Origin of the sequence: Streptomyces sp. WG5 (genome assembly GCF_049974565.1) — a bacterium.
Taxonomy (GTDB): domain Bacteria; phylum Actinomycetota; class Actinomycetes; order Streptomycetales; family Streptomycetaceae; genus Streptomyces.
Genome location: NZ_JBNGGC010000049.1, coordinates 1 through 26,090 on the forward strand (window position 1 = coordinate 1; position 26,090 = coordinate 26,090).

Consider the following 26,090-nt stretch of genomic DNA (forward strand, 5'->3'; position numbering starts at 1 on the left):
CCGCCGGGGGGGCCGCCCCCGGGCGCGGCCCCCCCCCCTGTTCTGTTTTGCCCCTCAAAACGTTCCCCCCGGGGGGGGGGGGGGGGGGGCCCGGGCCCCCCCCCCCCCGCCGCAGACCGTCGACGAAGGCGGTCCCTTACGCGGCCACCGGCTGCTTCGCCCCCGGTGCCGAGGCCGACGGGTCCGCGCCGCCGGGCCCCTGGGCCGCCTCTCCGGGCGCCGGCTTGCGCAGCCCCTTGAGGAGGATCACCAGAGCCGTGGTGACGCAGACGCCGGCCGCGATGGCGACCAGGTAGAGCAGCGGGTTGCCGATCAGCGGGACCACGAAGACGCCTCCGTGCGGGGCGCGCAGCGTGGCGCCGAAGGCCATCGACAGGGCGCCGGTGACCGCACCGCCCACCATCGAGGACGGGATGACCCGCAGCGGGTCGGCCGCGCCGAACGGGATCGCACCCTCGGAGATGAAGGAGGCGCCCAGTACCCAGGCCGCCTTGCCGTTCTCGCGCTCGGCGGCGTTGAAGAGCTTGCTCCGCACGGTCGTCGCCAGGGCCATCGCCAGCGGGGGGACCATGCCGGCGGCCATGACCGCAGCCATGATCTTCATCGCCGAGTCGCTGGGGTCGGAGACCGCGATGCCGGCGGTGGCGAAGGCGTACGCGACCTTGTTGACGGGGCCGCCCAGGTCGAAGCACATCATCAGGCCGAGCAGGGCGCCGAGCAGGACCGCGTTGGCACCGGACAGGTCGCTCAGCCAGTCGGTCATCGCCTTCTGCGCGGACGCGATGGGCTTGCCGATCACCACGAACATCAGGAACCCGACCACCGCCGAGGAGATCAGCGGGATCACCACCACGGGCATGATGCCGCGCAGCGCGGCCGGAATGCGTATCCGCTGGATCGCCATCACCACGGCACCGGAGATCAGACCGGCCGCCAGGCCGCCGAGGAACCCGGCGTTGATGGTGAGCGCGATCGAGCCGCCGACGAACCCGGGGACCAGGCCCGGCCGGTCGGCCATGCCGTAGGCGATGTAACCGGCCAGCACCGGGACCAGGAAGGCGAACGCCACGCCGCCGATCTGGAACAGCAGCGCCGCCCAGCTGTCCGCCTGGGACCACACGAAGTGGTCCATCACCGACGGCGCCTCGTTGATCTCATAGCCGCCGATGGCGAAGCCCAGGGCGATGAGCAGGCCGCCGGCGGCGACGAACGGGACCATGTAGCTGACGCCGGACATCAGCCAGACGCGCAGCTTCGTCCCGTACCCCTCGCCTGACGCACCGCCGCGCTCGACGGGCGTCCCACCGGCCGAACCGGCCGGACCGGCCGGACCGGCCGCTGTGACCTCGCCACGGGCCGCCTTCTCCCGGACCTCGCCGATCAGTTCGCCGGGCCGGTTGATGGCCGCCTTGACGCCGGTGTCAACGGTGGGCTTCCCGGCGAAGCGGTCCTTGTCGCGTACGGGCACGTCGTGGGCGAAGATCACGCCGTCCGCCGCCTCGATCACCGCCGGGTCCAGCCGGGTGAAACCGGCCGAGCCCTGCGTCTCGACGACCACCTCGACGCCCGACTCACGGCCCGCGTTCTCCAGTGACTCGGCCGCCATGTAGGTGTGCGCGATACCGGTGGGGCAGGAGGTGACGGCGACGATGCGGAAGGGACGCTCCGGCCGCTCGGGCGGTCCGGGCGGTCCGGACCGTACGGGCTCTTCCGTCTCGCCGGTGCTGACCGTGGCGGCCTCGGCGGAGGCCGCCGCCGAGACCGCCACGGAGTCCTCATCGGCTGCGGAGCCGTCTTCCGAGCCGCCGTCCGATGCGCCGTCCGACGCGCCTTCCGAGCCGCTCGGTTCCTCCCCGCGGATCAGCGCCGCGGCGGCCGTCGCCTCGCCCACCGACCGCAGCGCGGCGGTGAACTCGGCGTTCATCAGCTGCCGGGCCAGTGCGGACAGGATCGTGAGGTGGGCGTCGTCGGCGCCCGCCGGAGCGGCGATCAGGAAGATCAGGTCGGCCGGCCCGTCCGCCGCTCCGAAGTCGATGCCGTCCGCGCTGCGCCCGAAGGCGAGCGTCGGCTCGGTGACGTGCTCGCTGCGGCAGTGCGGGATGCCGATGCCGCCGTCGAGGCCGGTCGGCATCTGCGCCTCGCGGGCGGCCACGTCGGCGAGGAAGCCCTCCAGGTCGGTCACCCGGCCCTGGGCCACCATCCGCTCGGCGAGGGCGCGCGCCGCCGCTTCCTTGGTGTCGGCGGACAGGTCGAGGTCGACCAGACCCGCGGTGATCATGTCGCTCATCGCGGGCTCCTTAGCTCGCGTATCGCCCGGAACGCGGGGTCGTGGGCGGGGGCGGGGAGGGGGACGGGGGCACTGCGGTGGGGTCCGGGGACGGCTCCGGGCAGGGAGCCGGAGACCGGACCGGGCAAAGGGCCGGACAAAGGCCCGGGCATGGGACCGGGCAAGGGGCCGGGAAGGAAGCCGGAGACCGGGTCGGGAAGAAGTCCGGGCAACGGGCCGGGGAAAGGACCGGGAAGGGCGCGGTGGGTGATCACGACGCCGGCTCCTTCAGTACGCGGTCCGCGGGCACGTCCGCCGTGACCGTCACCGCGCCCGGGTCCAGGTCGGCCGGCGTCGGCATCACGCTGCCGGGCAGCTGGACGGCGGCGGCGCCGTGCGCGACGGCGGCGGCGAGGGCGCCCGGCCCCGCACCTCCGGCGACGAGGAACCCGGCGAGGGAGGAGTCACCGGCGCCGACGTTGCTGCGTACGGCGTCCACGTGGGCGCTGCCGAACCAGGTGCCCTCGTCGGCCACGAGCAGCTGCCCGTCGGCACCCAGGCTGGCGAGCACGGACCGGGCGCCCAGCTCCCGCAGTTCCTCGGCGGCCTTCACGGCGTCGCCGACGGTGGCCAGAGGACGTCCGACGGCCTCGGCGAGCTCCTCGGCGTTCGGCTTGACCACGTCGGGCCCCTCACGCAGCGCCTGGAGCAGCGCGGGTCCGGAGGTGTCCAGGGCGATGCGGACGCCGGCGGCGTGCGCCCGGGCGACCAGTGCCGCGTACCAGGAGGGGGCGAGTCCGCGGGGCAGACTGCCGCAGCAGGCGATCCAGTCCGCGCCGGGCGACTGGCGCCGTACGGTCTCCAGGAGCAGTTCCTGCTCGGCCGCCGACAGTTCGGGACCCGGCGCATTGATCTTCGTCAGGATGCCGTCGGCCTCGGCGAGCGCGATGTTGGAGCGGGTGGCCCCGGCGATCGGCACCGGTGCGACCTCGATGCCCTGTGCGTCGAGCAGGTCGGCGACGAGTGCGCCCGGCGCGCCGCCGAGCGGCAGCACGGCGACCGTGCGCCGGCCGGCCGCCGTCACCGCGCGCGAGACGTTCACGCCCTTGCCGCCCGGGTCCACGCGCTCGCCCGTGGCGCGGACGACCTCGCCGCGGTCGAGGGAGGGAACCTCGTAGGTCCGGTCCAGAGACGGGTTGGGGGTGACGGTGAGGATCATGCGCGTACTACTTCCGTGCCGGCGCGCTCGATGGCGGCGGCGTCTTCGGGGCTCATCCCGCTGTCGGTGATCAGCAGGTCCACGTCGCTCAGGGCGCCGAAGCGGGCGAAGTGCTCCTGGCCGTGCTTGGAGGAGTCGGCGAGCAGCACCACGCGGCGGGCGGCGGCGACGGCGGCCCGCTTGACGGCGGCCTCGGCGAGGTCGGGGGTGGTCAGACCGTGCTCCAAGGAGAAGCCGTTGGCCGCCACCAGCAGCACGTCGGCGCGGATCTCGCTGTACGCGCGCAGCGCCCAGGCGTCCACGGCGGCGCGCGTACGGTGCCGCACGCGCCCTCCGACCAGGTGGAGCTGGATGCCGGGGTGGTCGGCGAGGCGGGCCGCGACGGGCAGGCTGTGGGTGACGACGGTCAGCGAGGACTCCGGCGGGAGCGCGGCGGCCATGCGGGCCACCGTGGAACCGGCGTCGAGGATCATCGTGCCCTCGGCCGGCAGTTCCGCCAGGGCCGCCTTGGCGATCCGGTCCTTCTCGTCGGCCGCCGTGGACTCTCGCTCGGCCAGGTCGGGCTCGAAGCCGAGCCGGTCGGCGGGGATCGCGCCACCGTGCACCCGTCGGAGCAGGCCGGCTCGGTCGAGTGCCTTGAGGTCGCGGCGGATGGTCTCCGCCGTCACCTGGAACTCCTCCGCCAGCGACATCACGTCCACCCGGCCGCCGTCCCGGGCGAGCCGGAGGATCTCCTGCTGCCGCTCCGGTGCGTACATGCCCGTTCGCCTCCGACTGTGCCCGAACCTGTGGTTTCAGGCGGAGACTACGCCCGGATTTCCGGAATGTAAACAAGAAACCAGAAGCAGACGGACTCACTCAGACATGAACGGGCATCACGCTGAGGCTTGCCGGACAGAGGACTGGACCTGGGAGACCGGGGCGGGGGCCGGGGTCGGGGCCGGGGCGGGGGCCGGGGTCGGGGCCGGGGCTGGGTCCGGGCGTGGGCCTGAGCCTAGGTCTGGGCCTGGACCTGGACCTGGTTCTGGGCCTGCGCCTGCGCCTGCGCCTGGGGGGCGGGACTGAGTTCCCGCCCCCACCGAGCGCGCTCCCGGAGCGCGGCGGGATCAGACCAGCGCGGGCTCCTTCCCCTCCGCCCCGTCGACCTCCTCGGCGCCTTCCACGTGCTGTGCCGGCCGCTTGGGCAGCGCGAACATCAGCAGGAAGATGGCGGCCAGCACGGCTGCCACCCAGCCCAGCGCGTTCTGGAAGCCGTCCGCGTACTCCGGGCCGATGCGGGACGGGGCCGGATGGTCGCCCATCGTGCCGAAGAAGACCACGGAGACCAGGCCGAGCCCCAGCGCGTTGCCCATCTGCTGCACGGTGTTGATGAGCCCGGACGCCGCCCCGGCGTGCTCGCGCGGTACCTGGGACAGCACCGCGTCCGTCAGCGGGGCGACGATCAGCCCCATGCCGAGGCCCATCACGACGAGCGGCAGCACCATCTGCCAGGACGCGATGCCCAGTCCGTACCGTTCGGACTCCCAGATGTAGAGCAGCACTCCGGTCGCCATCACCAGCGCGCCCGCCTGGAGCACCTTGCGTCCGAAGCGCGGGACCAGCTTCTGCACCGACACCCCGGCCGCCACGGAGACGGCGATCGAGAACGGCACGCCGGTCAGCCCGGCCCGCAGCGGCGTCCAGCCGAGTCCGTCCTGCATGTACAGCGTCCACACCAGGAAGAAGATGCCGAGCGCCACCCCGAAGACGGTCTGCACGGCGATGCCCGCCGCGAAGCTCTTGACCCTGAACAGCGACAGCTCGACCAGCGGCGAGCCGTCCCGCACGCTCTTCCGCCTCTCGTACGCCACCAGCACCGCGAGGACCACGAATGCGCCGGCCATCGACAGGTACCCCCACAGCGGCCAGTCCAGCTCGCGGCCCCGGGTCAGCGGGTAGACGAGCATGAGCAGACCGAGGGTGACCAGGGCGACCCCGACCAGGTCGAGCTTGAGGGCGCGCGGCGCCTTGGACTCGGTGATGAAGCGGCTGCCGAGGACGAGTCCCGCGATGCCGACCGGCAGGTTGATGAGGAAGATGGGCCGCCACTCCAGCCCGAACAGGTTCCACTCGGTGAGCAGGGCGCCGAGCAGCGGACCGGAGACGGCCCCCAGTCCGACGATCGCACCGAACAGCCCGAACACCTTGCCGCGTTCGTGCGCCGGGAAGGTGGCGTGCACGATCGACAGCACCTGCGGCACCATCAGCGCCGCCGTGGCGCCCTGGAGGATGCGGGAGGCGACGAGCATCTCCGGGTTCACGGCGAGGCCGCACAGCGCGGACGCGACGGTGAAGCCGCCTATGCCGACGAGGAACACCCGCTTGCGGCCGTGGATGTCACCGAGCCGCCCGCCGGTGATCAGACCGGCGGCGAAGGCGAGCGCGTAACCGGCGGTGATCCACTGGATCTGGCTGAAGGAGGCGCCCTCGTCCTCCCGGATCGACGGGATCGCGATGTTGACGATGGTGACGTCGACCAGGTCCATGAAGGCCGCGGTCATCACGATCGCGAGGGCGAACCAGCGACGGCGGTCGCCCGCGGCGGGCTCGGCTGGCTCGGCGGGCGCGGGCCCCGAGGTGTGCGTTGAGGTCATGGGAGGAAGCTAAGACGCCAGTAGGACAGGTAGCGTCCTACATGTGCGGCATCCTCGGGTCCATGACGACGGACACTCCGGCCCGGCTGCTGACGCTCCTCTCCCTGCTCCAGACGCCCCGCGAGTGGCCCGGCGGCGAACTCGCCGACCGGCTCGGGGTCTCCCGCCGCACGGTCCGGCGGGACATCGACCGGCTGCGCGAGCTGGGCTACCCGGTGCAGGCGAGCATGGGAGCCGACGGCGGCTACCGGCTGGTGGCCGGCAAGGCCATGCCGCCGCTCGTTCTCGACGACGAGGAGGCGGTGGCCATCGCGGTGGGGCTGCGCGCCGGCGCCGGTCACGCCGTGGAGGGCGTGGACGAGGCGTCCGTACGGGCGCTGGCCAAGCTGGAGCAGGTACTGCCGGGCCGCCTCCGCCACCGCGTCGCCACCCTCCAGGCCGCGACGACACCGCTGACCAGCGGGGACGGGCCGAGCATCGCGCCCGAGACGCTGACCGTGATGGCCTCGACGGTGGCCGGACGGGAACGGCTGCGGTTCGCCTACCGCGCGGCGGACGGCACCGGGTCGCGGCGCGTGACCGAGCCGTACCGGCTGGTGTCGACGGGACGCCGTTGGTACCTGGTCGCCTACGACCTCGACCGGGACGACTGGCGGACCTTCCGGGTCGACCGGGTGAGCGAACCCTTGGCCACGGGCGCGCGGTTCACGCCGCGGGAGTTGCCGACCGGGAGCGCGGCGGAGTACCTGCGGCGCTCGATGCAGCGGCGCGGGGACTCGTACGAGATCGTGATCGCCTTCGACGCGCCGCCCGAGGCCGTCGCGGCACGGCTCCCGCCGTGGCTCGGGACGCCGGAGGCGGCGGACGGCGGTGCCTCGTGCGTCCTGCGGGCGACCGTGTCCGACTCGGTGGAGTGGATGGCGGTGCGGCTGGCGATGCTGGGGATGGACTTCCGGGTACGGGAGCCGGCGGAGCTGGTGGAGTGCGTACGGGCGTTGGGGACGCGGCTGGTGAGGGCGTCAGGGGGCTGAAGGCCGGCCGGACGCCGGAGCGGAAGGCACCACCGCCGCGCACCCCGCCGCTGCCCCACCCCGCGCCACCCCGCCGCTACCCACCCCACCGGCGCCACCCCGCCACGCCCGCGGCCCTGCCTTGCCCCGCCCTGCCCTGCCCTGCCCTGCCCCTGCTCCTGCCCCTGCCCCTGCCCCTGCCCCTGCCCCTGCCCCTGCCCCTGCCCAGCCTCACCGCGTGCCGTCCGCCCCCCTACCCCGTGGGGCCGCACTCCCAGGCGACCTTCCGGAGCACCGCGAGATTCCGCAGCGCCAACTCCACGGGACTCGGCGCGGCGTCGGAGGAGACCGCCCAGCGCTCCACGGCCACCCGCAACGCCGCCCCCGCAGCGGCAGCCCCGAAGTGCAGTTCGGGCGATGCCCGCAGGCGCGCGGCAACGTTGTCGTCCCCCTGGGCGATCCGCGCGGCCAGCACCTCGGCAAGCTCCCGTTCCGTCGCATGGCAGACCTCCACCCATACCTTGCGCAGCGCCGGACTGCTCTCGGCCAGGCGGATGAGGGTGCGGGCCCATTCCCAGGACGGCGCCGAGACCCCGGCGCCCGGTGTCAGCGTGTGCCGCACGGCGTGTTCCAGGGCCTCGGCCGGGGACAGCCCGGCCGGGGCATCGCGCACCGCCTGCGCCCAGCGCTCGGCACCGAGGGCGTAGAGCGGGGCGACGGCCTCCTCCTTCGTGGCGAAGTACCGGTAGAAGGTGCGCGGGGCGACGCCGGCGGCTCTGGCGATGTCCTCGGCCCGGGTGGCCCGCAGGCCCTGGCCGACGAAGAGGCGGGCCGCCGCACGGGCGATCTCCATCCGGGTCTCGGCCTTGCGCCGTTCGGTCAGGGAGACAGGCCCCGGGCCGGGGGCGGGGAATGCGGGGATGGTGCTGCTCACTTCGGCAGATTATGCCGCTGTGGCACAATCTGCCATTCGGCGGGTCACCCCGGGGTTCAGGTTCGGGGTGCCCCGCCTCCCCGGTCTGCCCCGGCCCGCGCTTCCCCGACAGAAGGAGCCGGGCCCGGCGCCCCGGGGGGAGAGGCGCCGAGCCCGGCTCGGGGAGGTCCCGGCGCCGGGGGGAGTGCGTCGGGACGTGGTCCACAGGGGCGGAGGGCTCGTTCGGGACCGGTGGTCCCGGGCCCGGACGGCTGGGGACAGGTGGGCCCGGAGTTCTTGTTCCCGGCCACGGCCGGTTGAAGCAGCGTTACACAGCCATGTTTGCGCGGGGTTCGGTCACCGGCGTACGCCCCACGGGGCGCTTCACGCCCCGCGCATCACGCTTCCACACATCACGCATCCGCGCATCGCGTCTCCGGGTCCCGCAGCCGGTTCCGGCGCCCTGCCGCGGCTCCGATGCCACTGCCGCCGGCGACCTGCTGCCTGCCGCCTCACGGCCGCCTTACGCCGCCGCCTCGAAACCGGTGTCACGGGCCAGCTTCTTCAGCTCCAGCAGCGCGTGCTTCTCGATCTGCCGGATGCGCTCACGCGTGAGGCCGTGTTCCTTGCCGACCTCGGTCAGCGTACGCTCGCGGCCGTCGTCGATGCCGTACCGCATCTTGATGATGGAGGCCGTACGCGGGTCGAGGCGGCCGATGAGGTCGTCGAGCTCCTCGCTGCGCAGCAGCGTCATCACCGACTGCTCGGGCGACACGGCGGACGTGTCCTCCAGCAGGTCGCCGAACTGGGTCTCGCCCTCGTCGTCCACCGACATGTTCAGCGAGACGGGGTCGCGGGCCCAGTCGAGTACGTCGGTGACACGCTCCGGCGTGGAACCGAGCTCGGCGGCGATCTCGGCGGGCTCCGGCTCACGGCCGTGCTCCCGGTTGAACTCACGCTGCACGCGCCGGATCCGGCCCAGCTCCTCCACCAGGTGGACGGGCAGCCGGATGGTGCGCGACTGGTCGGCGATGGAGCGGGTGATGGCCTGACGGATCCACCACGTTGCGTACGTCGAGAACTTGAAGCCCTTGCGGTAGTCGAACTTCTCGACAGCGCGGACCAGGCCGGCGTTGCCCTCCTGGATCAGGTCCAGGAGCGGCAGACCGCTGCGGGGGTAGCGACGGGCGACCGCGACGACCAGGCGGAGGTTGGAACGGATGAAGACGTCCTTCGCCCGCTCGCTCTCCTCGATCAGGGCCTGGAGCTCCTCCCGGGTGGCGTCCGCCCCGGTCTCCTCGTAGCCTTCGAGTACCTGCCGCGCGAACACACCCGCCTCGATGGTCTGGGACAGCTCGACCTCCTTGGCGGCGTCGAGCAGCGGGGTCCGTGCGATCTCGTCGAGGTACATGCCGACCAGATCGCGGTCGGCGAGCTCGCCGCCGGCTGCGCGGACGCTGGTTGCCGCGTCGGAGGTCCCGCCGGTGGCGGACTTACGACGGGCGACGGCACGGGTTGCCATGCGTGCTCCCTTGCGATGGTGGTTCAGCGGGTGGTCCGGGTGGTCCTGCGGGTGCTCGGCACCATGTGGGGGTCGTCTCCGGTCTCGGATCTCGTCGTGTCCGGTCCCTCTCGGGACTCTCCTCGGGTGCCCTGCATCCGATGGAAACAACGACTGGAATCCGGACAGAATTCCCAACCCGCCCCCCGATTTTTCTGATCATGCAGTACCCTGTGCCGCCACACGAGGAGGAGCGATGTCGCCGGCACGCACAGAGGTCCAGGTCAGACCGGGAGTCGAGGGCGACCTCAAGGCCCTCACCGGCCTCTACAACCACTACGTACGTGAGACGCCCATCACGTTCGACACCGTGCCCTTCACCCCGGAAGAGCGCCGCCCTTGGCTGCTCTCCCACCCTGAAGACGGCCCGCACCGGCTGAGGGTTGCCGCGGACGCGGACTCACAGGAGATTCTGGGCTACGCCACATCCAGCCCGTATCGCGCGAAACCCGCGTACGGAACCTCGGTGGAGACCACCGTCTACGTCGCCCCGCACGCCGGCGGCCGGGGCATCGGCACACTGCTCTACACGGCCCTCTTCGAGGCCCTGGCGGCCGAGGACCTGCACCGCGCGTACGCGGGCATCACCCAGCCGGGCGAGGCCTCCACCCGGCTGCACGACCGCTTCGGCTTCCGGTACGTCGGCACGTACCACGAGGTGGGCCGTAAATTCGGCCGGTACTGGGACGTGGCCTGGTACGAGAAGCCGCTCTAGGCGTGCTGTCCGGACAGCACACCCAGGCCCTCGCGTATTCCGTCTCCGGCGGCTCGCGCGCGCCTCACCCCGGCGGTCAGCCGAACTGCACCGACCGCTTGGCCAGCCCCATCCAGAAACCGTCGATCACGGACTTCCGCAGGTCCAGCTCGCCGGCCGCGTCCGCCGCCCCCATCGCCACGAACAGCGGGGCGAAGTGCTCCGTGCGCGGGTGGGCGAGCAGGCCCGCCGGGGACTTGCGGGCGAAGTCGAGCAGCGCGTCCACGTCACCGGCCTCCAGCGCGCGCCGCCCCCAGTCGTCGAACTCCGCGGACCAGGCGGGGACGCCGGCCTGGCGCAGCGCGGCGAGGTTGTGGGTGAAGAAGCCGGAGCCGATGATCAGCACGCCCTCGTCACGCAGCGGCGCGAGCCTGCGGCCGGTCTCCATGAGCCGCGCCGGGTCGAGGGTCGGCATGGAGACCTGGAGGACCGGAACGTCGGCACCGGGGTACATCTCGACGAGCGGCACGTACGCGCCGTGGTCGAGCCCGCGGTCGGGGACGTCCTGCACGGGCGTACCGGGGGCGCGCAGCAGCTTGCGTACGGACTCGGCGAGCGCGGGGGCGCCGGGGGCCTCGTAGCGCACCTGGTAGTAGTGCTCCGGGAAGCCCCAGAAGTCGTAGACCAGGGGAACGGTCCGGGTGGCGCCGAGGGCGAGCGGGGCCTCCTCCCAGTGGGCGGAGACGACGAGGATCGCCCTGGGGCGCGGGAGGGCGGCGGCCCACGCGGCGAGTTCGCCGGGCCAGACGGGGTCGTCGGCGAGCGGCGGGGCACCGTGGCTGAGATAGAGGGCGGGCATGCGCCCCCGAGTGGCTGCGGACATGAGGACGGCTCCCGGTACTTGAACTCTCAATCCCTCCCCTCCGCGAATCTACGCCCGCTTTGTTTAAAGTTCAAGAAGTGGTTCCGTACGATGGATACATGAATATGGCACCCACCCCGGCCCCCGCCGACGAGCCCCGCTGGCTCACCGCGGAGGAACAGCGCGTCTGGCGCTCCTACATCGTGGCCGCCACCCTCCTCGAGGACCACCTCGACCGGCAGCTCCAGCGCGACGCGGGCATGCCGCACGTCTACTACGGCCTGCTGGTCAAGCTCGCCGAGTCACCGCGGCGAAGGCTGCGGATGACCGAGCTGGCCCGGTACGCGAAGATCACGCGTTCCCGGCTCTCGCACGCGATCGCCCGCCTGGAGAAGAACGGCTGGGTGCGCCGGGAGGACTGCCCCTCCGACAAGCGGGGTCAGTTCGCCATCCTCACGGACGAGGGGTACGAGGTGCTGAGCCGTACCGCGCCGGGCCATGTGAACGCCGTGCGCCAGGCCGTCTTCGACCGGCTCAGCCCCGAACAGCAGGAGTCCCTCGGCGAGATCATGCGGATCGTCGCCGAGGGACTTCAGCCGAGCGAAGCGGGTGCGGACCTGCCCTGGCGGCGCTGAGCACGCGGCCGGGGCCGCCGGGGCAGGTCCTTGGGAGCCGTGCGCGAGGGGCGTCCCCTCCCCCCGGCACGGATGGAACAGAGAAACCCGAGGAGGCAGAACCCGCGGAGGCAACCCGAGGAGGCAGAACCCGCGGGTGCAGTACCCGAGGAGGTGGAACCCGCGGGTGCAGAACCCGAGGAGGTGGAACCCGCGGGTGCAGAACCCGAGGAGGTGGAACCCGCGGGTGCAGAACCCGCGGGGGTCAAAGCGTCCGGTGGCGTCGTCAGTGGGCGATGACCGGCACCGGCAGCTCGTCCTCGACCGCGTCACCCGAACCGGAACCCGGACCCGTGACGGAGGTGCCGCCCGGACGGCCCGCGTTGACGAAGGTCAGGGCGATCACGGCCGCCGCGACCAGGATGCCGACGGCGAACCAGATGGCGCTGGCGTAGCCCTCCACCTGCCCCTCCAGCTGGACCAGCTGCTGCTGGGAGCGGGAGGCCGCGCCGCCGATGTGGTCGGCGATGTAGGACGTGGTGGCCGAGGCGGCGATGGTGTTCAGCAGCGCCGTACCGATCGCGCCGCCCACCTGCTGCGAGGTGTTGACCATCGCGGAGGCGACACCGGAGTCCCGGGGCTCCACGCCCATCGTGGCCAGGGACATGGCCGGCATGAACGCCGTACCCATGCCGAGGCCGAGCAGGAGCATGCCGGGCAGCAGCACGGCGGTGTAGGAGGTGTCGATGGACAGCTGGGTCAGCAGCAGCATGCCGAGGGCGGCGACCAGGAAGCCGGGGCCCATCAGCAGCCGGGGCGCGACCCGGGTCATCAGACGGGTGCCGATCTGCGTGGAGCCCGTGATCATGCCCGCGATCATCGGCAGGAAGGCGAAGCCGGTCTTCACCGGCGAGTAGCCCTTCACGATCTGCAGGTAGTAGGTCAGGAAGAGGAACAGGCCGAACATCGCGATGATCGCCAGGCCCAGCGAGAGGTAGATCCCGCCCCGGTTGCGCTCGGTGATCACGCGCAGCGGCAGCAGCGGGGCCTTGACCTTCGACTCGACGACCACGAAGGCGAGGAGCAGCACGGCGGAACCGACGAACATGCCGACCGTCACCGCGTCGCTCCAGCCTTCGGACTCGGCACGGGTGAAGCCGTAGACGAGTGCGACGAGGCCGAGGGTGGACAGGACGACGCCGGGGATGTCGAGCGGCGAGCGGTTGCGGCCGCCCTGCGGCTCACGGATGACGAGGTACGCACCGGCCGCGGCGACGATCGCGAACGGGATGTTGACGAAGAACGTCCAGCGCCAGTTCAGGTACTCGGTGAGGAAACCGCCGAGGATCAGACCCACGGCGCCGCCGCCACCGGCGATCGCCCCGTAGATACCGAAGGCCTTGGCGCGCTCCTTGGCGTCCGTGAACATCACGGCGAGCAGGGAGAGCGCGGCGGGCGCGAGCAACGCGCCGAAGACGCCCTGGAGGGCGCGGGAGCCGAACATCATCGCCTCGTTGGTGGCCGCGCCACCGAGCGCCGAGGCGACGGCGAAACCGGCCAGGCCCACGACGAAGGTGCGCTTGCGGCCCCACAGGTCGGCTATCCGGCCACCGAACAGCAGCAGACCGCCGAAGGCGAGGGCGTAGGCCGTGACGACCCACTGCCGGTTGCCGTCGGAGATGCCGAGGTCCTGCTGGGCGGAGGGCAGGGCGATGTTCACGATGGTGGCGTCGAGGACGACCATCAGCTGGGCGAGCGCGATGAAGACGAGCGCTTTCCAGCGTCCGGCGTCAGGGGCGCCGGGGACGCCGGGAGCCTTGACGGCTGCTTCAGACATGGGGGTACCCACTTCGGGACTTCGTGACGGAAAAAGGTGAGTAAAGGGACGACTCGCCTACGGGCGACGACCACCGGGCCACGGGCCACCGGAGCCGCCGTCCGCGGTTCAGACGGTCAGGCGTCGTGTCGGACGGTCGGGATCACAGATCTACTGGTCACTACTGACCACTACTTGGTCGCAGAACCACTGGTTGCGGAACTGCTGGTCACAGAACCACTGATCGCGGAACTGCTGGTCGCGGAACTGCTGGTCGCGGAACTACTGGTCGCGGAACTACTGGTCGCAGGGTCGGCGCAGGTCCTCCAGGGTCACGGCCGCACCCGGCAGGGGCGAGCGGGCGGGAGCCCGCAGCCCGTCCAGGAACAGCTGCAGATGGCGGTGGACGAACCGGTCGGCGCTCAGACACCCCGTACCGGCCGGGGGCCGGCTCAGCTGGGCCGCGGCGATCATCAGGTCGCCCACATCCACGTCGGTACGGAGCTGACCGGCCGCCTTCGCCCGGTCCATGACCTCGGCGACGAGCCGCTCGACCCGTTCGCGCGCCGCTTCCAGGTCGGGGTGATGCTGGTCGAACGTGCTGGAGACCATGGGGCACAGGGCACTGATCCGCTCGTCGGCGGAGACGTGCACGAAGCGCTCCAGCGCCTCGAAGGCGTCACCGGTCTCCGCGAGAGCGAGCTCGGCCGCCCGTGCCGTACGGCCCATGACCGAGCAGACGACCTCGCGGACGAGGGCGTCGCGGTCGGGGAAGTTGCGGTACACCGTGGCATTGCCGACCCCGGCCCGGCGGGCGACGTCGTCGAGCGGCACATCAGGGCCGTGCTCGACGAACATCTCCCGGGCGGCGGTGACGATCCGCTCCCGATTGCGCAGGGCGTCGGCGCGGGGCCGGGCCGCCTTGTGCTGTTCGGAGGTCGCGGTCTGCACGGCATACTCCTCGGACGAATGGGGTTGGCGATCCGGGGAGGAAGTCCCCGCTTCGCTCGGACACAGGGCTAAACGGGGAGACGGTCCCCGGTTATTTCCCGCACCCGAAGAGATTCCCCGTGACCTGCGTCACAGCTACTCCTCCGCCCTCCTCCGCCCTCCTCCCCGCCACCTCTCCGTCTCCTCGCCCCCCCTCCCCTCCGTCTCCTCGCCCCCTCCCCTCCGCTTCCTCTCCCCCCTCTGCTCCGCCTCCTCTCCCCCCTCTCCTCCGCCTCCTCTGCACTCTCCTTTCCGCCCTCCTTCCGCCCTCCTTTCCGCCCACGGGTCCTCCGGGCGGCACCGCCGGACGCGCCCTCCCATCCGGCCGCATCCCCCGGGACTCGTCCCCCGGTCGGCGGCTACCGACGGGAAACCCACGATCGGCCTTTCCAGCGCGCGCCCGCCCACCCCTCGGCACAGGGTGATCGCAAGGGTGCAGCCGGTGTCCGGTGGCTGCCGTGGTCCGGGAGGTCTGCATGCAGCCGCAGGCGCAGCCGCCGAGCCGCCGGATACGCCCGCGCCGGCTGGCCGCGATCGCGACCGTCACCGTCGTGACCTTCGCCGTCAGCACCTCGGCGGGCACCGGCCGGCTCACGCCGAGCACCACGGCGTCGGGCCCCGGCCCGGCCGTCCTCTCCCGCTCCTCCGCGCACGGCCCCTGCCTGATCAGCGGCGGCCCCGAGATCCAGATGTCCGAGGGCGTCCCGACCTCCGCCGGTTACACCCGCTCCACCGGCACCGTCCGCGCCCTGACCCTGATGATCGACTTCTCGGACGCGCCCGGCGAGGGCAAGGCGCTCGACCGCTACGCCGAGTTCTTCCCGAAGACCGAGGAGTGGTTCCGCACCAGCTCCTACGGCCGCCTCGACTACCGCCCCGAAACCCCGATCCGCGACTGGCTGCGCATGCCGAAGCCGTTCGCCGAGTACGGCATAGAGCGCGGCGCCCCCTTCGACCCCGGCTACCGGAGCCTGGTCCAGGACCTGGTGGCGGCGGCCGACGCGAAGGTGGACTTCCGGTCGTACGACCTCATGAACGTGCTGGTGACACCGAACGCGGGCCCCTCCGCCCTGGACACGGTCCTGTCCGTCACCTTCGCCGGCAACACCGAGGCCCCGGTCGCCGACGGCGTTCCGGTGGCCAACGCGTCCTTCGTCTACTCCCGCCAGGACGACGGCTCCGGCTCCTACGACGAGACCGGCTACCGCGTCCTCCCCCACGAGAACGGCCACGTCTTCGGCCTGCCGGACCTCTACACCCAGGAGGGCGGAGGGGCCGTCGGCCACTGGGACATCATGAGCGAGGACTGGGGCGCCAACAACGACCTCATCGGCTGGCACAAGTGGAAGCTGGGCTGGCTGGACCACTCCCAGGTGCACTGCGCGTCGGCGCCGGGGACGACGGAGTACACACTCACACCACTGGCCCGCAAGGGCGGCGACAAACTGGTGGTCGTCCCCCTGGACGGCACGTCCGGCTACGCGGTCGAACTGCGCACGCGCGAGGGGAACGACGAGGTGGTGTGCCGGCCGGGCGTACTGGTCTACCGGGTCGACGCGGACGTGGACACGGGAATGGGCCCGGTGACCGTGTTCGACGCCCGCCGGGACAGCGGCGGCTGCACCCGCAGCCCGAACATCCACGCCGAACTCTCGGACGCCGCCTTCACACCCGGCGAGACCTTCAAGGACCCGCGCCGGGGCATCACGATCGCGGTGTCGGGCGCGGACCTGAAGGGGGACCACCAGGTGCGGGTCACCCGCAGGTGACCAGGTGGCGGCCGGCCGGGATTACGGTAGGCCTGCCGCGACCGCCGCACCGGAGAGCCGATGCCCGCCAACACCACGAACGACGCCGCCCCCGCAAGGGCTGCCGCCACACCGGGCACCGGCACGCCCCGCACCCCCGGTACACGAGAGGCGATCACACCGGCCGAGGCAGTGGCACCGGCCGAAACGGTGGCACCGGCCGAGGCCGTGGCCCCGCTGCTGCGCGGAATCGCCGTACTGCGGCGGCTGACCGAGGCGGACGACGGCACCCTCAGCCTCAGCGGCCTGGAGAAGGCCACCGGACTGGCCCGCTCCACCGTCGACCGCATCACAGCGACCCTCGCCCGCATGGGATACGTCCGCCTGGACGGCCGCGACGTGACCCTCGCCCCCCGCCTGACGGAACTGGGCAACGCCTACCTCGCCGCCCTCCGCCTCCCCGCCCTCCTCGCCTCCCGTGCCGACGCCCTGGCCGACGAGCTGGACGAGTCGGTCTCCCTGGCGGTCGGCGACCGCGACGGCATCCGCTTCATCCACCAGGCCACCCGCCGCCGCGCCATGTCCCTGAGCTTCCGCATCGGCGACCTCCTCCCCGCCGAACGCACCGCGCCGGGCCCGCTGTTCGCCACGGAGTGGACACGGGCCGACTGGCACCGCTGGCGCGACCGCCGGGCGGCGGACCCGGAGGACCGCACCTTCCCCGCCGTACCCCCACGCGACCACACCACCCCGGCCCGGGACGAGGACTTCGAAGACCGCACGGCCGCCGCGGCGACCGACGGCTACTCCCTCGACGACCAGCTGATCGAACCGGGACTGGTCGCGGTCTCGGCCCCCGTACGGGACCCGGGCACCGGCCGGATCGCGTGCGTGGCGAGCGTGGTGAGCCACACCAGCCGCCACACGGCCGAGGACCTGCGGACGGCCCTGCTCCCCCGCCTCCGCTCGACGGTACGGTCGATGGAGAACGACCTGCTCACCGCCCCGCCACCGGAGCCGGGCACCCCCCGCTCCGGCCTCGCCACCTGGACGGCCGCGTCGAAGCAGGAACTGGGCCGGGACTTCGTCGAATCCCTGGCCCGCGGCCTGACGGTACTGACCGCCTTCGGCGAGGACCGACCGGCACTGACCCTCACGGACGTAGCGAAGGCGACGGGCCTCGCCCGGGCAACGGCACGCCGGGCCCTGATCACCCACGAGCACGCGGGCCTGGTGGCGGCCACCCCCGACCGGACCTTCATCCTCACCCCCCGAGTCCTCTCCCTCGGCTTCCCGCCCCTCTCCCGCACCTCCCTCCCCCAGATCGCCCAGCCCCACCTGACCGCCCTCGCCGACCGCGTCCACGAGTCGGCCTCGCTGGCCGTCCTGTCCGACTCGGGCGAGGAGATCCAGTACACGGCCCGGGCGTCCACGAGCCGCGTGATGAGCGCCCGCATCAGCGTCGGCACCCGCCTCCCGGCCCACGCGACCGCACTGGGCCACGTCCTGCTCTCCCTCCCGGAGTCCCGCTCACAGGGCTACGCCCTGGTCGACGAGGAACTGGAGGCCGGCCTGCGCTCCATCGCGGTCCCGGTACGCGACCGCACGGGCCGCGTGGTGGCCGCGGTGAACGTCGCGATGCACGCCGCCCGCCGCACCGCAGCAGCCTGCGTGACGGACGTCCTGCCGCTCCTGGCAGAGACGGCAAGCCACATCGAGGCGGACCTACGAGTGACGGGCCGCTTCCGCCGGATCCCCCTCACCTGACCACCCAACGTCCTCCACCCCACCCGCTACACTGTCGGCGGTGGCAGAACCACACCACCACCGGCCTTCGTAGCTCAGGGGATAGAGCACCGCTCTCCTAAAGCGGGTGTCGCAGGTTCGAATCCTGCCGGGGGCACAGGTAAAGGGCCAGCTCAGGAGGGTTTCCTCCCACGCTGGCCCTTCGTCGTGTCCGGGGTCGTGCCACACGCGTGCCACTAGAGTCCACGCGGAGTCCACATCCCCTAGCCGGAGGCCCCTCCCCCGCCGTCGCGGATCATGGCCCCAAGTCGGTCCGCAATGGCCCGGTCCCGGTCGCTGGTCATGTGCTGATAGATCAGCGCGGCCCGGGAGCTGCTGTGCCCCATCCGCGTCATCAGCTCCCGCGTGCTGGCGCCGGCCGTCGAGGCCAGCGTGTTGCCCGTGTGCCGCAGATCGTGGAAGTGCAGCTCGGCCGTGACGCCCGCAGCCTCCCGGGCCTTGCCCCAGTCGTCCCGGAAGTTGCTGCGCCGCAGTTGCCCGCCCTGCGGTCCGACGAAGACGTGTCCGTCACGGCCCGGAGCGGCAAAGTGCTCCACGTGGTGCGTGACCGCGTCGAGCAGTTCGGCCGGGAAGGAGACGGAGCGCACCCCGGCCGCAGACTTCGGCGCCTTGTCGAAGAGCCGGCCGTCCTGCAGTTCGGCTTGCGCGCGGCGCACGGTGACGGTCAGCCCTTCCAGGCCGATGTCATTGCGCCGCAGGGCCGCCAGCTCTCCGAACCGCAGGGTGGTGAAGGCCGCAAGGAGGACGAGCAGCCGGTAGCGCGGCGCGATGGAGTCCGCGACGGCGAAGACCTCCGCCACCGTGAGGACCGGCCGCTCGGGCACGTCGTAGCGGTCCGCGCCCTTGATGCGGCACGGGTTGCGCCGGATCAGCTCGTCGTCCACGGCCGTGCTCATCAGGGCGCGCAGCAACTGGTACGCCTTGACCACCGTCGGTTCTCCGACGCCGGCCGCCAGGAGCTTGCCGCGCCAGCTTCGCACCCGGGCCGTCGTCACGTCGGCCACGCTCCCGGCCCCGAAGGTGGGCAGGATGTGCAGCCGCATCACCGACTCGTTCCGCTCTCGGGTGCGGTCGGCGAGCTTCCGGTCTCGCAGCCAAGCGGTGGCGTACTCCTTGAAGTTCACCGCCCCGGCGTCCGGGTCCGACCACTGCCCGCGCACAATGTCCGACTCGATGTGCGTCAGGGCTACTTGGGCATCGGTCTTGGTCGCGTACGTCTTCTCCGCCGGGCGCAGTTGCCCCGTCTCCGGGTCCCGGTAGCGGACCTGCCACCGGCCGGACGGAAGCTGCCGGACCGAACCGAAGTCCCGGCGCCTCCCCTTCTTGTTCGCCATCAGGCAGCCCTCCACAGGGAGCTGCGGCGGTCACCGATCGGTCGCACCGTGTTGGCGTCGATGAAGGCGTTCAACGCGCTCTCCGCGATGCGGACGTGCCGACCGACCTTGACGAACACGATGCGCCGCTCGGCGATCAGGCGGCGCGGAAAGCGTTCCGTGGTGCCGAGGAGTTCGGCCACCTGCGCCACGGTGAGGTAGCGGTCAGCCACGGGTGGGTTCTCCTTCCGTTCCCGGGGCGGGGGCGAGTGACTCGGTGAGCCAGGCTTCGGCGTCGGTGAGGCCGGTGCCGGCGTAAACCCAGTGGGCGAGGACGAGGGTGGTCGTGTCCGGGCCGTCCTCGTTCGCGGCTGCTGCTTGGGCGCGGCGGTATTCGGCGCGGGCGGTGCGGAGGGCGCCGAGGGTGGTGGAGTAGCGGCGGGACTTGGTGGAGAAGTGGCCGCGGAAGCCGAGCATGTGCGCCCAGGCGCGAAGCCGGAGGTGTTCGAGGTCCTTGCGGGCACCGAGGGCCCAGGCGGCGCGGATCAGGCGTCGGGCGTGGTCGGTGATGTCGAGCTGGGCGAGTTCGGCGACGAACTTCAGCGGCCGGTCCAGAGCTCCCGTAGCGGTTTCGGCGCCCTTGGTGGCGTACTTGGCGATGTACGCGGCCACGGCGCGTTCGGTCAGTTCCTGGCCGTCGTTGAAGTCGGCGGATCGGATGGTGCGGACGTCGAGCTGACGGCCGAAGGCGAAGGTGTGGGCCCGGCCGTCGATGGTCGGGCCGTCGACCCGAGCGGCGGTGACGGCGGCGCGGATGGCGTCGGTGAGCAGTTCGGCGGTGGCCCAGGCCGGGGGTGGGGTGTCGCCGCCTTCCGGGCCGTCGATACGGATCACCGCATGGAAGTGGACGGCTCCGCGCTTCTGGTACTCGGCGACCTTGGCGAAGGACACCCGCGCATGCTCGCGGAAGTCGCGTTGGGTCAGGCCGGCGCGCTTGGCGACCTCCCGGCGGAGGTAGATCGAGAAGCGCCGCCACAGGAAGCCGGCGTGCGCGTTCCACAGGACGGCCGTCTCGTAGTCGTAGGTGTCCGGGTCGAGGGCGGTGCCGAGGGCGGGGTCGTCGGGGTGGTGGAGGGTGCCGCAGCGGCAGGGGCGGACGGTTCGGGCCGGGCCGGTGGGGCGGTTGTGGACCGGGCCGAAGCCGGGGGCGGTGAAGGTGGCGAAGACGCAGGGGTGGGCGGAGACGTGTTCGGGGACGCCCTTGCCGCCGCGCAGGCCTGAGGTGATCAGGTGGAAGGTGTCGCGGCGGTACACCTCGGCGCAGGCGGTGCAGCGGGTGGTGCGGCGGTTGTTGCAGCGGACCAGGAGGTGACCGGCCGGGAGGTCGGTGGAGTCGAGGTGGTGGAGGGCGGCGCCGATCTCTCCGGTGCGGGTGTCGACGGCGTACTCGGTGCGGTGGCCGTCGAGGCGGATCGGGTGCGTGCAGCCGCCCAGGCTGGAGAGTTGGCGGGCCAGCTCGGGCAGGTTGCCGAGGGAGGCCAGGGTGGAGAGTTCCGCCAGCGGGGGCGGAGTCTGCCGGGTGATGATGGGAGTTCCTTTCGGCTGTTACGGCGGTTGGGAGGGACGGCCCCGGGGCGGCGGGATGCTTGGCGGCTTGTTGCCGCCCCGGCGGCCGGTCAGCGCTTGTTGGCGTTGCTGACGAGGGAGCGCAGGACGACGGCGGCGATGGTCACGGACACGGCCGTGACGGCGACCGCCGCCAGGAGCGCGGTGAGGACGACGCCCACGACGACCACCGCGGCGACCGGGCCGACGTAGGGGGCGAGGGTGCGGCAGGCAGAGGGCACCGCAGTGTGGGCGTGGTGGTGGCTGAGGGCGGTCGGGGTCGGGACGTCAGGCAGCTTGGGACGGAGCACGGCGTATCTCCTTGTCAGTCGCGGGTGCCGTTGACGACGTCGACGCCGGAGCGGGTGCCGGAGTCGATGGCCGGGGCGAGGAAGGTCCGGGAGAGCAGGAAGCCGAAGAGCGCGATCACGACGACGATCCAGACGCGGACGCCGAGGAACCGGACCGCGCCCCAGGCGATGAGGCCCAGGACCAGGACGAGCGGCAGCGAGACGGTCACGGGGGCTCCCTCAGCGGACGCGGCAGCGGTGGGTGCGGGCGGCGAGTTCGGCGGCGGCGCGGCTGTCGTAGTCGGCGGCGAAGCCGCAGCGCGGGGCGGTGCAGGCGGCGGTGTGCTGCTCGCGGCCCCGGCTGTCGTAGTAGGTGGCGACCTGTACGGGGCCGATGCGGACGACGTGGCGGAAGCGCGGGGTGCGGGGCATCAGGGCAGGTCCTTCCAGCTCTCGTCGTTCTCGCCGGTGAAGTCGGTGACGTGGTCGAGGAGCCAGCGCCGGATCTCGTCGCCCTCGTACTCGTCGGCGGTGAGGATCACGGGTTCGGCGATGAGCATCGCTTCGGTGAGGCGGTTCTGGCGGGTCAGCTCGGCAGCGCGGTTGAGCACGCGGAGCGTGGACGGGCGCACGGTCGGAGTACCTCCGGTGATCAGGTGATCAGGTGAGTTGTGCGGCGATGGCTTCGGCGAGCGGCATCGGGACGCCGAGCCGGGCGCGAAGGGTCGAGGTGTCGATGGCTGTGCCGGTCCGGGTCCTGTGTTCGTCAGCGACCTTGTGGGCCAGGGCGACGAGGGCGGGTGGGACGGGCACGGGGGTGGGTGTGGGTGTGGCTGGTTGGGCGGGGTCCGGCACGGGCGCGGTGGACGAATCGGGGGTTGTCGACGTGGTCGCCAGCTCTGTCTTCGCGGTCGGCGCCGCCGCTTCGGGTCCTGCCGGAGGCGTTCGCGTTCCGTGGGCGAGAAGGGTTCCGCCGAGGAAGGCGACCGCGGGCCAGCCGGCGACGAGGATGCGCAGCCAGTCGGGTACGTCGTTCAGGTCGAGGAGGCCGGCGGTCGCGACGTTGGCGCCGAGCGAGGCGACCAGGGCGACGAGGAACCAGCACCAGGCGGGCGCTTTCGCGGCGCCGGAACGGAGTCGGTGCCAGGCGGCGACGAGGAGCAGGTCGACGGAGATCGGATACGCCCACGCCTTCCATCCGGTCTGTCCGGCAGCGGCGGCGAGGTCGTGGAGGTGGGCGAAGGACAGGGCCCCGGCGATGACCGCCTGGATCAGGACCGCGTCCGCGCGCACGGCCGTGGAGCGGGGCATCAGGCCTGCTCGCCGGGGAGGAGTCCCGGCGGGGGCTCCGGCAGCGACGCGGCCAGGGCGGATCCCGTGACCTCCACGAAGGTCGCGTCGGCGCCGGGTGTTTCGGCGTACATGGCGAGGTCGCCCAGCAGAAGGACGGTACGGGCGAGGTCCTCGCAGTCGCGGCACATGGTGGTTGCTCTCCTTTCTTCAGGCATGGCGGGGTAGGGACTCGGCGCGAGACGGCCGCGCCGGCCGTGGGAGGGGCGAGGGGGTTACGGGGCCGGGTGCGGTGCGGTCACGGGCTGAGGTGACTGCGCGGGCACGGGCGGGGTCGACGGCCGGAAGGGTGCGAGTGCCGGTACGTCGGGGGCGAGGTGCGCTGCGGCGCGGCAGGTGGCCGCCGCGTCGGCGAGGGTCAGGTGCGGCGTGCGGATGCGGGACCAGCCGCCGGAGGTGTCGCCCACGGCGGCGAGGCCGGGCCGTTCGGCGGGGATGGAGCAGGCCGCGTAGACGGCTTCCGGGGCGATGTCGCCGAGGGCCATCTTGGCGGAGGCTTCGTCGTTGACGCGGTGGCAGACACGGCCGGTGAGCTGGGCCCGCAGCATGGTCGCGCCCTTGCCCAGTTCAGCGCCGAAGCGCTGTCCGCACACCTCCAGATAGATGCCGGCGGCGCGGCCGAGCTGGGCGAGGCGGATGAGCTGGGTGACCATCTCGTCCCGCCGGTCTTCGTCCTTCCTGCTCGCGACGAGGAAGAGTTCCGCCACTTCGTCGATGAACAGCACGAGGGGCGGCGGGCGGTCCTCGTCGGGCAGTCCCCAGATGTCGGAGGTGATCAGTTCGTCGGGGGTGCCGGGGGCGATGCCCTGCCGCGACTTGATCAGGTCGTAGCGGTCCTCCATCTCGCTCACGAGGACGGGCAGCAGCTCGGCCGCCTGTCGCTGGTCGGTGGCTAGCGCGGAAAAACGGGCGGCGAAGGGCGACAGTTCGACCCCGCGCTTGCAGTCGATGCCGACCAGGACCACGGGCTGAGCCGCCAGTCCGGCGATCAGGTTGCGCAGGTACATGGACTTGCCGGACAGCGTGGCACCGAGCACGAGTTCGTGGGGGACGGCGCGGTAGTCGCGGACGAACGCGGTCGCGTCCTCCCGCAGAGCCACCGGCACCCGCAGTAACCCGCCGCCGGAGCGGCGAGGCATCCGTACCTTGCGCAGCACATCGAAGCCGACGAGTCGCAGTTCGACGATCCCGGGTTTGATGTCGCGCACGTATACGGCGTGGACGCCCCAGGCGTGCCGCAGCCGTTCGGCCGAGGCGGCGATGTCGGCGGGTTCCTGCCCGGGAGCGAGCCGGAGCCGCATCCGCAGCCCGGTCGCGGTGGGCCGGATGAGTCCCCGACGAGGCGGGACCGGCCGGATCTCCCGGCGGGTGGTGGCCTTGACCGCCAGGGCCCGCCAGCGAGGCGGTTCGACGGTCAGGCCGCAGGCGTCCATGGTCGAGGAGTACGAGGCGAGCAGTCGGACCACTGAGGCCGGGATCCCGACCGTGGACCAGTACGCGGCGGGGTGGGCGTGCCGGGCGTAGGCCGCGCCGCCTATCGCGGCGAGCGACCCGCCCACCTCGGCCACCGTCATCAGGTCGGTCACCTCGGTCAGCCCACCTGAGCCATCGGGAAGGCGCCCGCGGCGACGGCGGTGGCGCGGTAGGCGATGCCGTGCCGCTGCTGGCCGTTGAAGACACTTTCCCAGGGACGTGCCACCAGACCGGGGAGGGAAACGGGAGCTCCGACGGCCAGACCGTCCGTGACTCCGCTCTCCGGGATGGTGACCTGGATCAGCGACGACTCGCCCTCGTCGATGTAGACGACGCCGACCGTCATCAGGGCCTCACCGCTCACGGCGTCCTTGGCGATCTCTCCGGTCTTCCGGTCCCGCACCTTCGGGGCCGGCGGCTCGGTGAGCAGGACCGTGGCGGACGAGGCGTCAATGCGGATCACACGCACAGAGTTCTCCTTCAGAGTCGGCAACCCGTCACCTGACAGGTTGACTTAGCAAGTTCGAAGCTAGGGATGACAGGTTGACTTGTCAAGTGACATGAGGAGTGAACACGCCCGCGAGTCGGGTCAGTTCAGGCGGTAGGTGTCTTCCAGTTCTTGCCTGTCGGCAGGCAGCAGCACGTCAGACACCTGGAGTGCTCGCCCGGAGGCGTCGCAGGCGATCACGAGGACGCTCAGGACGGGTACGCCGTCCGGCAGGTCCAACAGCTCGCGTTCGGCAGCGTCGGGCAGCCGAGCCGAGACCCGCTCCGTCACGTGGTCGAAGCGGACCTTCTTGCGTGCTTCCAGGTGCGCCCGTGTCCCGGACTTCAGCGCGTCGGCGCTAGCCAGGTCGGTGCCCTCGGCCAGGCCGGCAGGGAAGTAGGAGGAGAGCAGCTCCACAGCTTCGCCGTCCTCCTCGACCAGGAGGCGACGCATCAGAACCTTGGCACGCTTGGGCAGACCAAGAGCCGAGGCCACACGAGTCGGCACCGGCACTTCCGCCACCTCGACGAGTCGTCCGGGAGTCTGCGACTCGTCCCGGGTCAGCACACCCCGCCCGCGGCGCTCCCTCGCCTCGACGTCCGCAGGGCGCCCGCGCACGATGGTTCCGTACCCCTGCCGGGACTCCAGCCAGCCGTCACGCTTCAGAAGCTCCAGAGCCCGCACGACCGTGGGCCGTGACATCCCGAACGCCTGCACAAGCTGGTTCTCGCTGGGGACGCGGGTGCCGGGCGGGTACGTGCCGTCCTCGATGCGGCCCTGAATGGTCTGTGCGAGGCGCACGTACTTGGGGGCCTCCACCTCATATCCCATGCACGCCGCCCGTCGAGATTGGCCAAGTCAACTGGTCAACCAGACTAGCGACAATCCCCGGGCAGGTGTAGGAGCGGGGGACGCCTGCCTCAGGCAGGCCACGCATCGGCCATCAGGAAGGCGACCACCGTCCCGCCGAAGCGGCTGGGCCCGGAGTGCCAGGACTCCGCGATGGAGTCGACCAGGAGCAGTCCGCGCCCGTGGGCGTCGTCGGCGTCCGGCCGGCGAAGACGCACGTTCACCGGAAAGCCGGGGTTGTGCACCTCGACACGCAGCGAGGCTCCCTCCCGGAACCACTCCACGCGTACGCACCACTCCTCATCAGCCCGCCCGTACAGGATTGCGTTGGTCACCAGCTCGGAGATCAGCAGCGCGCAGTCGTCGACCGAGCAGGCCGGGTTGTACGGGGCGATGAACTTTCGGAACCAGCGCCGAGCCCGGGGGACGGACTCCGGAATCGGGTGCAGGGTCAACGCCCCGAGCCACGGTGATTCCTCGCTGGGACAGCGGTTGAACCGGTAGGTCATCCGCGCTCACTCCTTGCCGCTGCCGTCGCAGTCGAGGCAGCGCCGCTTCGATGAGACACGGGTGCGGTCGTTGGCGGCGGCG

General features: G+C 72.1%; 27 protein-coding genes and 1 tRNA gene. 6 read left to right on the forward strand and 22 right to left on the reverse strand.

Annotated features, from left to right (window positions below; translation table 11 throughout):
* Positions 1-136 precede the first annotated feature (136 nt).
* The 4 genes from ACP4IX_RS33565 to ACP4IX_RS33580 form a co-directional block, all read right to left on the reverse strand.
* On the reverse strand, positions 137-2,287 hold the full coding sequence (locus tag ACP4IX_RS33565; RefSeq protein ID WP_426558272.1) for a PTS fructose transporter subunit IIABC: 2,151 nt from the start codon (positions 2,285-2,287) through the stop codon (positions 137-139).
* Positions 2,288-2,537: 250 nt separating this feature from the next.
* Entirely contained in the window at positions 2,538-3,485 is a 948-nt protein-coding gene (pfkB, locus tag ACP4IX_RS33570) for a 1-phosphofructokinase (RefSeq protein WP_426525756.1), read from the reverse strand.
* Positions 3,482-4,243, reverse strand: a complete 762-nt coding sequence (locus ACP4IX_RS33575; protein WP_426558274.1) for a DeoR/GlpR family DNA-binding transcription regulator — start codon at positions 4,241-4,243, stop codon at positions 3,482-3,484. Before ACP4IX_RS33575 ends, pfkB begins: the two co-directional genes overlap by 4 nt.
* Before the next feature lie 348 nt (positions 4,244-4,591).
* Positions 4,592-6,118: an MFS transporter gene (locus ACP4IX_RS33580; RefSeq protein WP_426558276.1), complete on the reverse strand. Its 1,527-nt coding sequence runs from the start codon at positions 6,116-6,118 to the stop codon at positions 4,592-4,594.
* 62 nt (positions 6,119-6,180) lie between these two features.
* Between ACP4IX_RS33580 and ACP4IX_RS33585 the strand changes: the two genes are divergently transcribed.
* A complete protein-coding gene (locus ACP4IX_RS33585; RefSeq protein WP_426558278.1) occupies positions 6,181-7,149 on the forward strand; it encodes a helix-turn-helix transcriptional regulator in 969 nt (322 codons plus the stop codon).
* Between the two features lie 232 nt (positions 7,150-7,381).
* On the opposite strand, the gene ACP4IX_RS33590 is transcribed toward ACP4IX_RS33585, so the two are convergent.
* Both ACP4IX_RS33590 and ACP4IX_RS33595 read right to left on the reverse strand, forming a co-directional pair.
* Positions 7,382-8,062, reverse strand: coding sequence for a TetR/AcrR family transcriptional regulator (locus tag ACP4IX_RS33590; RefSeq protein WP_426558280.1), 681 nt, complete (start codon positions 8,060-8,062; stop codon positions 7,382-7,384).
* Positions 8,063-8,564: 502 nt separating this feature from the next.
* Positions 8,565-9,563 carry a sigma-70 family RNA polymerase sigma factor gene (locus tag ACP4IX_RS33595; protein ID WP_426525766.1) on the reverse strand — a complete coding sequence of 333 codons (999 nt, stop codon included), beginning with the start codon at positions 9,561-9,563 and terminating at the stop codon, positions 8,565-8,567.
* Positions 9,564-9,798: 235 nt separating this feature from the next.
* Here ACP4IX_RS33595 and ACP4IX_RS33600 point away from each other — a divergent pair, with 235 nt between their 5' ends.
* Entirely contained in the window at positions 9,799-10,317 is a 519-nt protein-coding gene (locus ACP4IX_RS33600) for an N-acetyltransferase family protein (RefSeq protein WP_426525768.1), read from the forward strand.
* A 76-nt stretch (positions 10,318-10,393) separates the two neighbouring features.
* On the opposite strand, the gene ACP4IX_RS33605 is transcribed toward ACP4IX_RS33600, so the two are convergent.
* Positions 10,394-11,179: a dioxygenase gene (locus tag ACP4IX_RS33605; RefSeq protein WP_426525770.1), complete on the reverse strand. Its 786-nt coding sequence runs from the start codon at positions 11,177-11,179 to the stop codon at positions 10,394-10,396.
* Positions 11,180-11,277: 98 nt separating this feature from the next.
* On the opposite strand from ACP4IX_RS33605, the gene ACP4IX_RS33610 reads away from it, so the two are divergent.
* Positions 11,278-11,793, forward strand: a complete 516-nt coding sequence (locus tag ACP4IX_RS33610) for a MarR family winged helix-turn-helix transcriptional regulator (RefSeq protein ID WP_426558282.1) — start codon at positions 11,278-11,280, stop codon at positions 11,791-11,793.
* Between the two features lie 265 nt (positions 11,794-12,058).
* Here the strand turns inward: ACP4IX_RS33610 and ACP4IX_RS33615 are convergent, their stop codons facing one another.
* Together ACP4IX_RS33615 and ACP4IX_RS33620 are read right to left on the reverse strand one after the other, a co-directional pair.
* Entirely contained in the window at positions 12,059-13,609 is a 1,551-nt protein-coding gene (locus tag ACP4IX_RS33615; protein WP_426525774.1) for an MFS transporter, read from the reverse strand.
* 276 nt (positions 13,610-13,885) lie between these two features.
* A complete protein-coding gene (locus tag ACP4IX_RS33620; protein WP_426525776.1) occupies positions 13,886-14,539 on the reverse strand; it encodes a TetR/AcrR family transcriptional regulator in 654 nt (217 codons plus the stop codon).
* A gap of 515 nt (positions 14,540-15,054) precedes the next feature.
* Here ACP4IX_RS33620 and ACP4IX_RS33625 point away from each other — a divergent pair.
* From ACP4IX_RS33625 to ACP4IX_RS33635, 3 genes are all read left to right on the forward strand, one after another.
* Positions 15,055-16,347 carry a M6 family metalloprotease domain-containing protein gene (locus tag ACP4IX_RS33625; RefSeq protein ID WP_426525778.1) on the forward strand — a complete coding sequence of 431 codons (1,293 nt, stop codon included), beginning with the start codon at positions 15,055-15,057 and terminating at the stop codon, positions 16,345-16,347.
* 60 nt (positions 16,348-16,407) lie between these two features.
* On the forward strand, positions 16,408-18,093 hold the full coding sequence (locus ACP4IX_RS33630; RefSeq protein ID WP_426558284.1) for an IclR family transcriptional regulator domain-containing protein: 1,686 nt from the start codon (positions 16,408-16,410) through the stop codon (positions 18,091-18,093).
* A gap of 63 nt (positions 18,094-18,156) precedes the next feature.
* Positions 18,157-18,229, forward strand: a tRNA-Arg gene (locus ACP4IX_RS33635).
* 106 nt (positions 18,230-18,335) lie between these two features.
* Here the strand turns inward: ACP4IX_RS33635 and ACP4IX_RS33640 are convergent.
* The 13 genes from ACP4IX_RS33640 to ACP4IX_RS33700 form a co-directional block, all read right to left on the reverse strand.
* Positions 18,336-19,466, reverse strand: coding sequence for a tyrosine-type recombinase/integrase (locus ACP4IX_RS33640; protein WP_426558286.1), 1,131 nt, complete (start codon positions 19,464-19,466; stop codon positions 18,336-18,338).
* Positions 19,466-19,678 carry an excisionase family DNA-binding protein gene (locus tag ACP4IX_RS33645; RefSeq protein ID WP_426558288.1) on the reverse strand — a complete coding sequence of 71 codons (213 nt, stop codon included), beginning with the start codon at positions 19,676-19,678 and terminating at the stop codon, positions 19,466-19,468. Before ACP4IX_RS33645 ends, ACP4IX_RS33640 begins: the two co-directional genes overlap by 1 nt.
* The gene (locus tag ACP4IX_RS33650; RefSeq protein WP_426558321.1) at positions 19,671-20,969 is read right to left on the reverse strand and encodes a replication initiator; all 1,299 of its coding nucleotides are present in this window, start codon (positions 20,967-20,969) and stop codon (positions 19,671-19,673) included. Before ACP4IX_RS33650 ends, ACP4IX_RS33645 begins: the two co-directional genes overlap by 8 nt.
* Positions 20,970-21,121: 152 nt before the next feature.
* Positions 21,122-21,361: a SpdD protein gene (locus ACP4IX_RS33655; RefSeq protein WP_426558290.1), complete on the reverse strand. Its 240-nt coding sequence runs from the start codon at positions 21,359-21,361 to the stop codon at positions 21,122-21,124.
* A 14-nt stretch (positions 21,362-21,375) separates the two neighbouring features.
* A complete protein-coding gene (locus ACP4IX_RS33660) occupies positions 21,376-21,570 on the reverse strand; it encodes a hypothetical protein (RefSeq protein WP_164250345.1) in 195 nt (64 codons plus the stop codon).
* Positions 21,571-21,580: 10 nt separating this feature from the next.
* The gene (locus ACP4IX_RS33665; protein ID WP_426558292.1) at positions 21,581-21,772 is read right to left on the reverse strand and encodes a mobile element transfer protein; all 192 of its coding nucleotides are present in this window, start codon (positions 21,770-21,772) and stop codon (positions 21,581-21,583) included.
* Entirely contained in the window at positions 21,772-21,972 is a 201-nt protein-coding gene (locus tag ACP4IX_RS33670; RefSeq protein WP_426558294.1) for a hypothetical protein, read from the reverse strand. Before ACP4IX_RS33670 ends, ACP4IX_RS33665 begins: the two co-directional genes overlap by 1 nt.
* Positions 21,973-22,000: 28 nt before the next feature.
* Complete coding sequence (locus tag ACP4IX_RS33675; RefSeq protein WP_426558296.1) at positions 22,001-22,651, reverse strand: DUF2637 domain-containing protein; 651 nt, start codon at positions 22,649-22,651, stop codon at positions 22,001-22,003.
* The gene (locus tag ACP4IX_RS33680) at positions 22,651-22,821 is read right to left on the reverse strand and encodes a hypothetical protein (RefSeq protein WP_426558298.1); all 171 of its coding nucleotides are present in this window, start codon (positions 22,819-22,821) and stop codon (positions 22,651-22,653) included. The genes ACP4IX_RS33675 and ACP4IX_RS33680 overlap by 1 nt, the downstream gene beginning before the upstream one ends.
* Before the next feature lie 84 nt (positions 22,822-22,905).
* On the reverse strand, positions 22,906-24,276 hold the full coding sequence (locus ACP4IX_RS33685) for an FtsK/SpoIIIE domain-containing protein (RefSeq protein ID WP_426558300.1): 1,371 nt from the start codon (positions 24,274-24,276) through the stop codon (positions 22,906-22,908).
* Positions 24,277-24,281: 5 nt separating this feature from the next.
* On the reverse strand, positions 24,282-24,632 hold the full coding sequence (locus ACP4IX_RS33690) for a hypothetical protein (protein ID WP_426558302.1): 351 nt from the start codon (positions 24,630-24,632) through the stop codon (positions 24,282-24,284).
* 120 nt (positions 24,633-24,752) lie between these two features.
* Positions 24,753-25,481: a GntR family transcriptional regulator gene (locus ACP4IX_RS33695; protein WP_383523242.1), complete on the reverse strand. Its 729-nt coding sequence runs from the start codon at positions 25,479-25,481 to the stop codon at positions 24,753-24,755.
* 89 nt (positions 25,482-25,570) lie between these two features.
* Complete coding sequence (locus ACP4IX_RS33700) at positions 25,571-26,008, reverse strand: ATP-binding protein (protein ID WP_383523244.1); 438 nt, start codon at positions 26,006-26,008, stop codon at positions 25,571-25,573.
* Between the last annotated feature and the right edge of the window lie 82 nt (positions 26,009-26,090).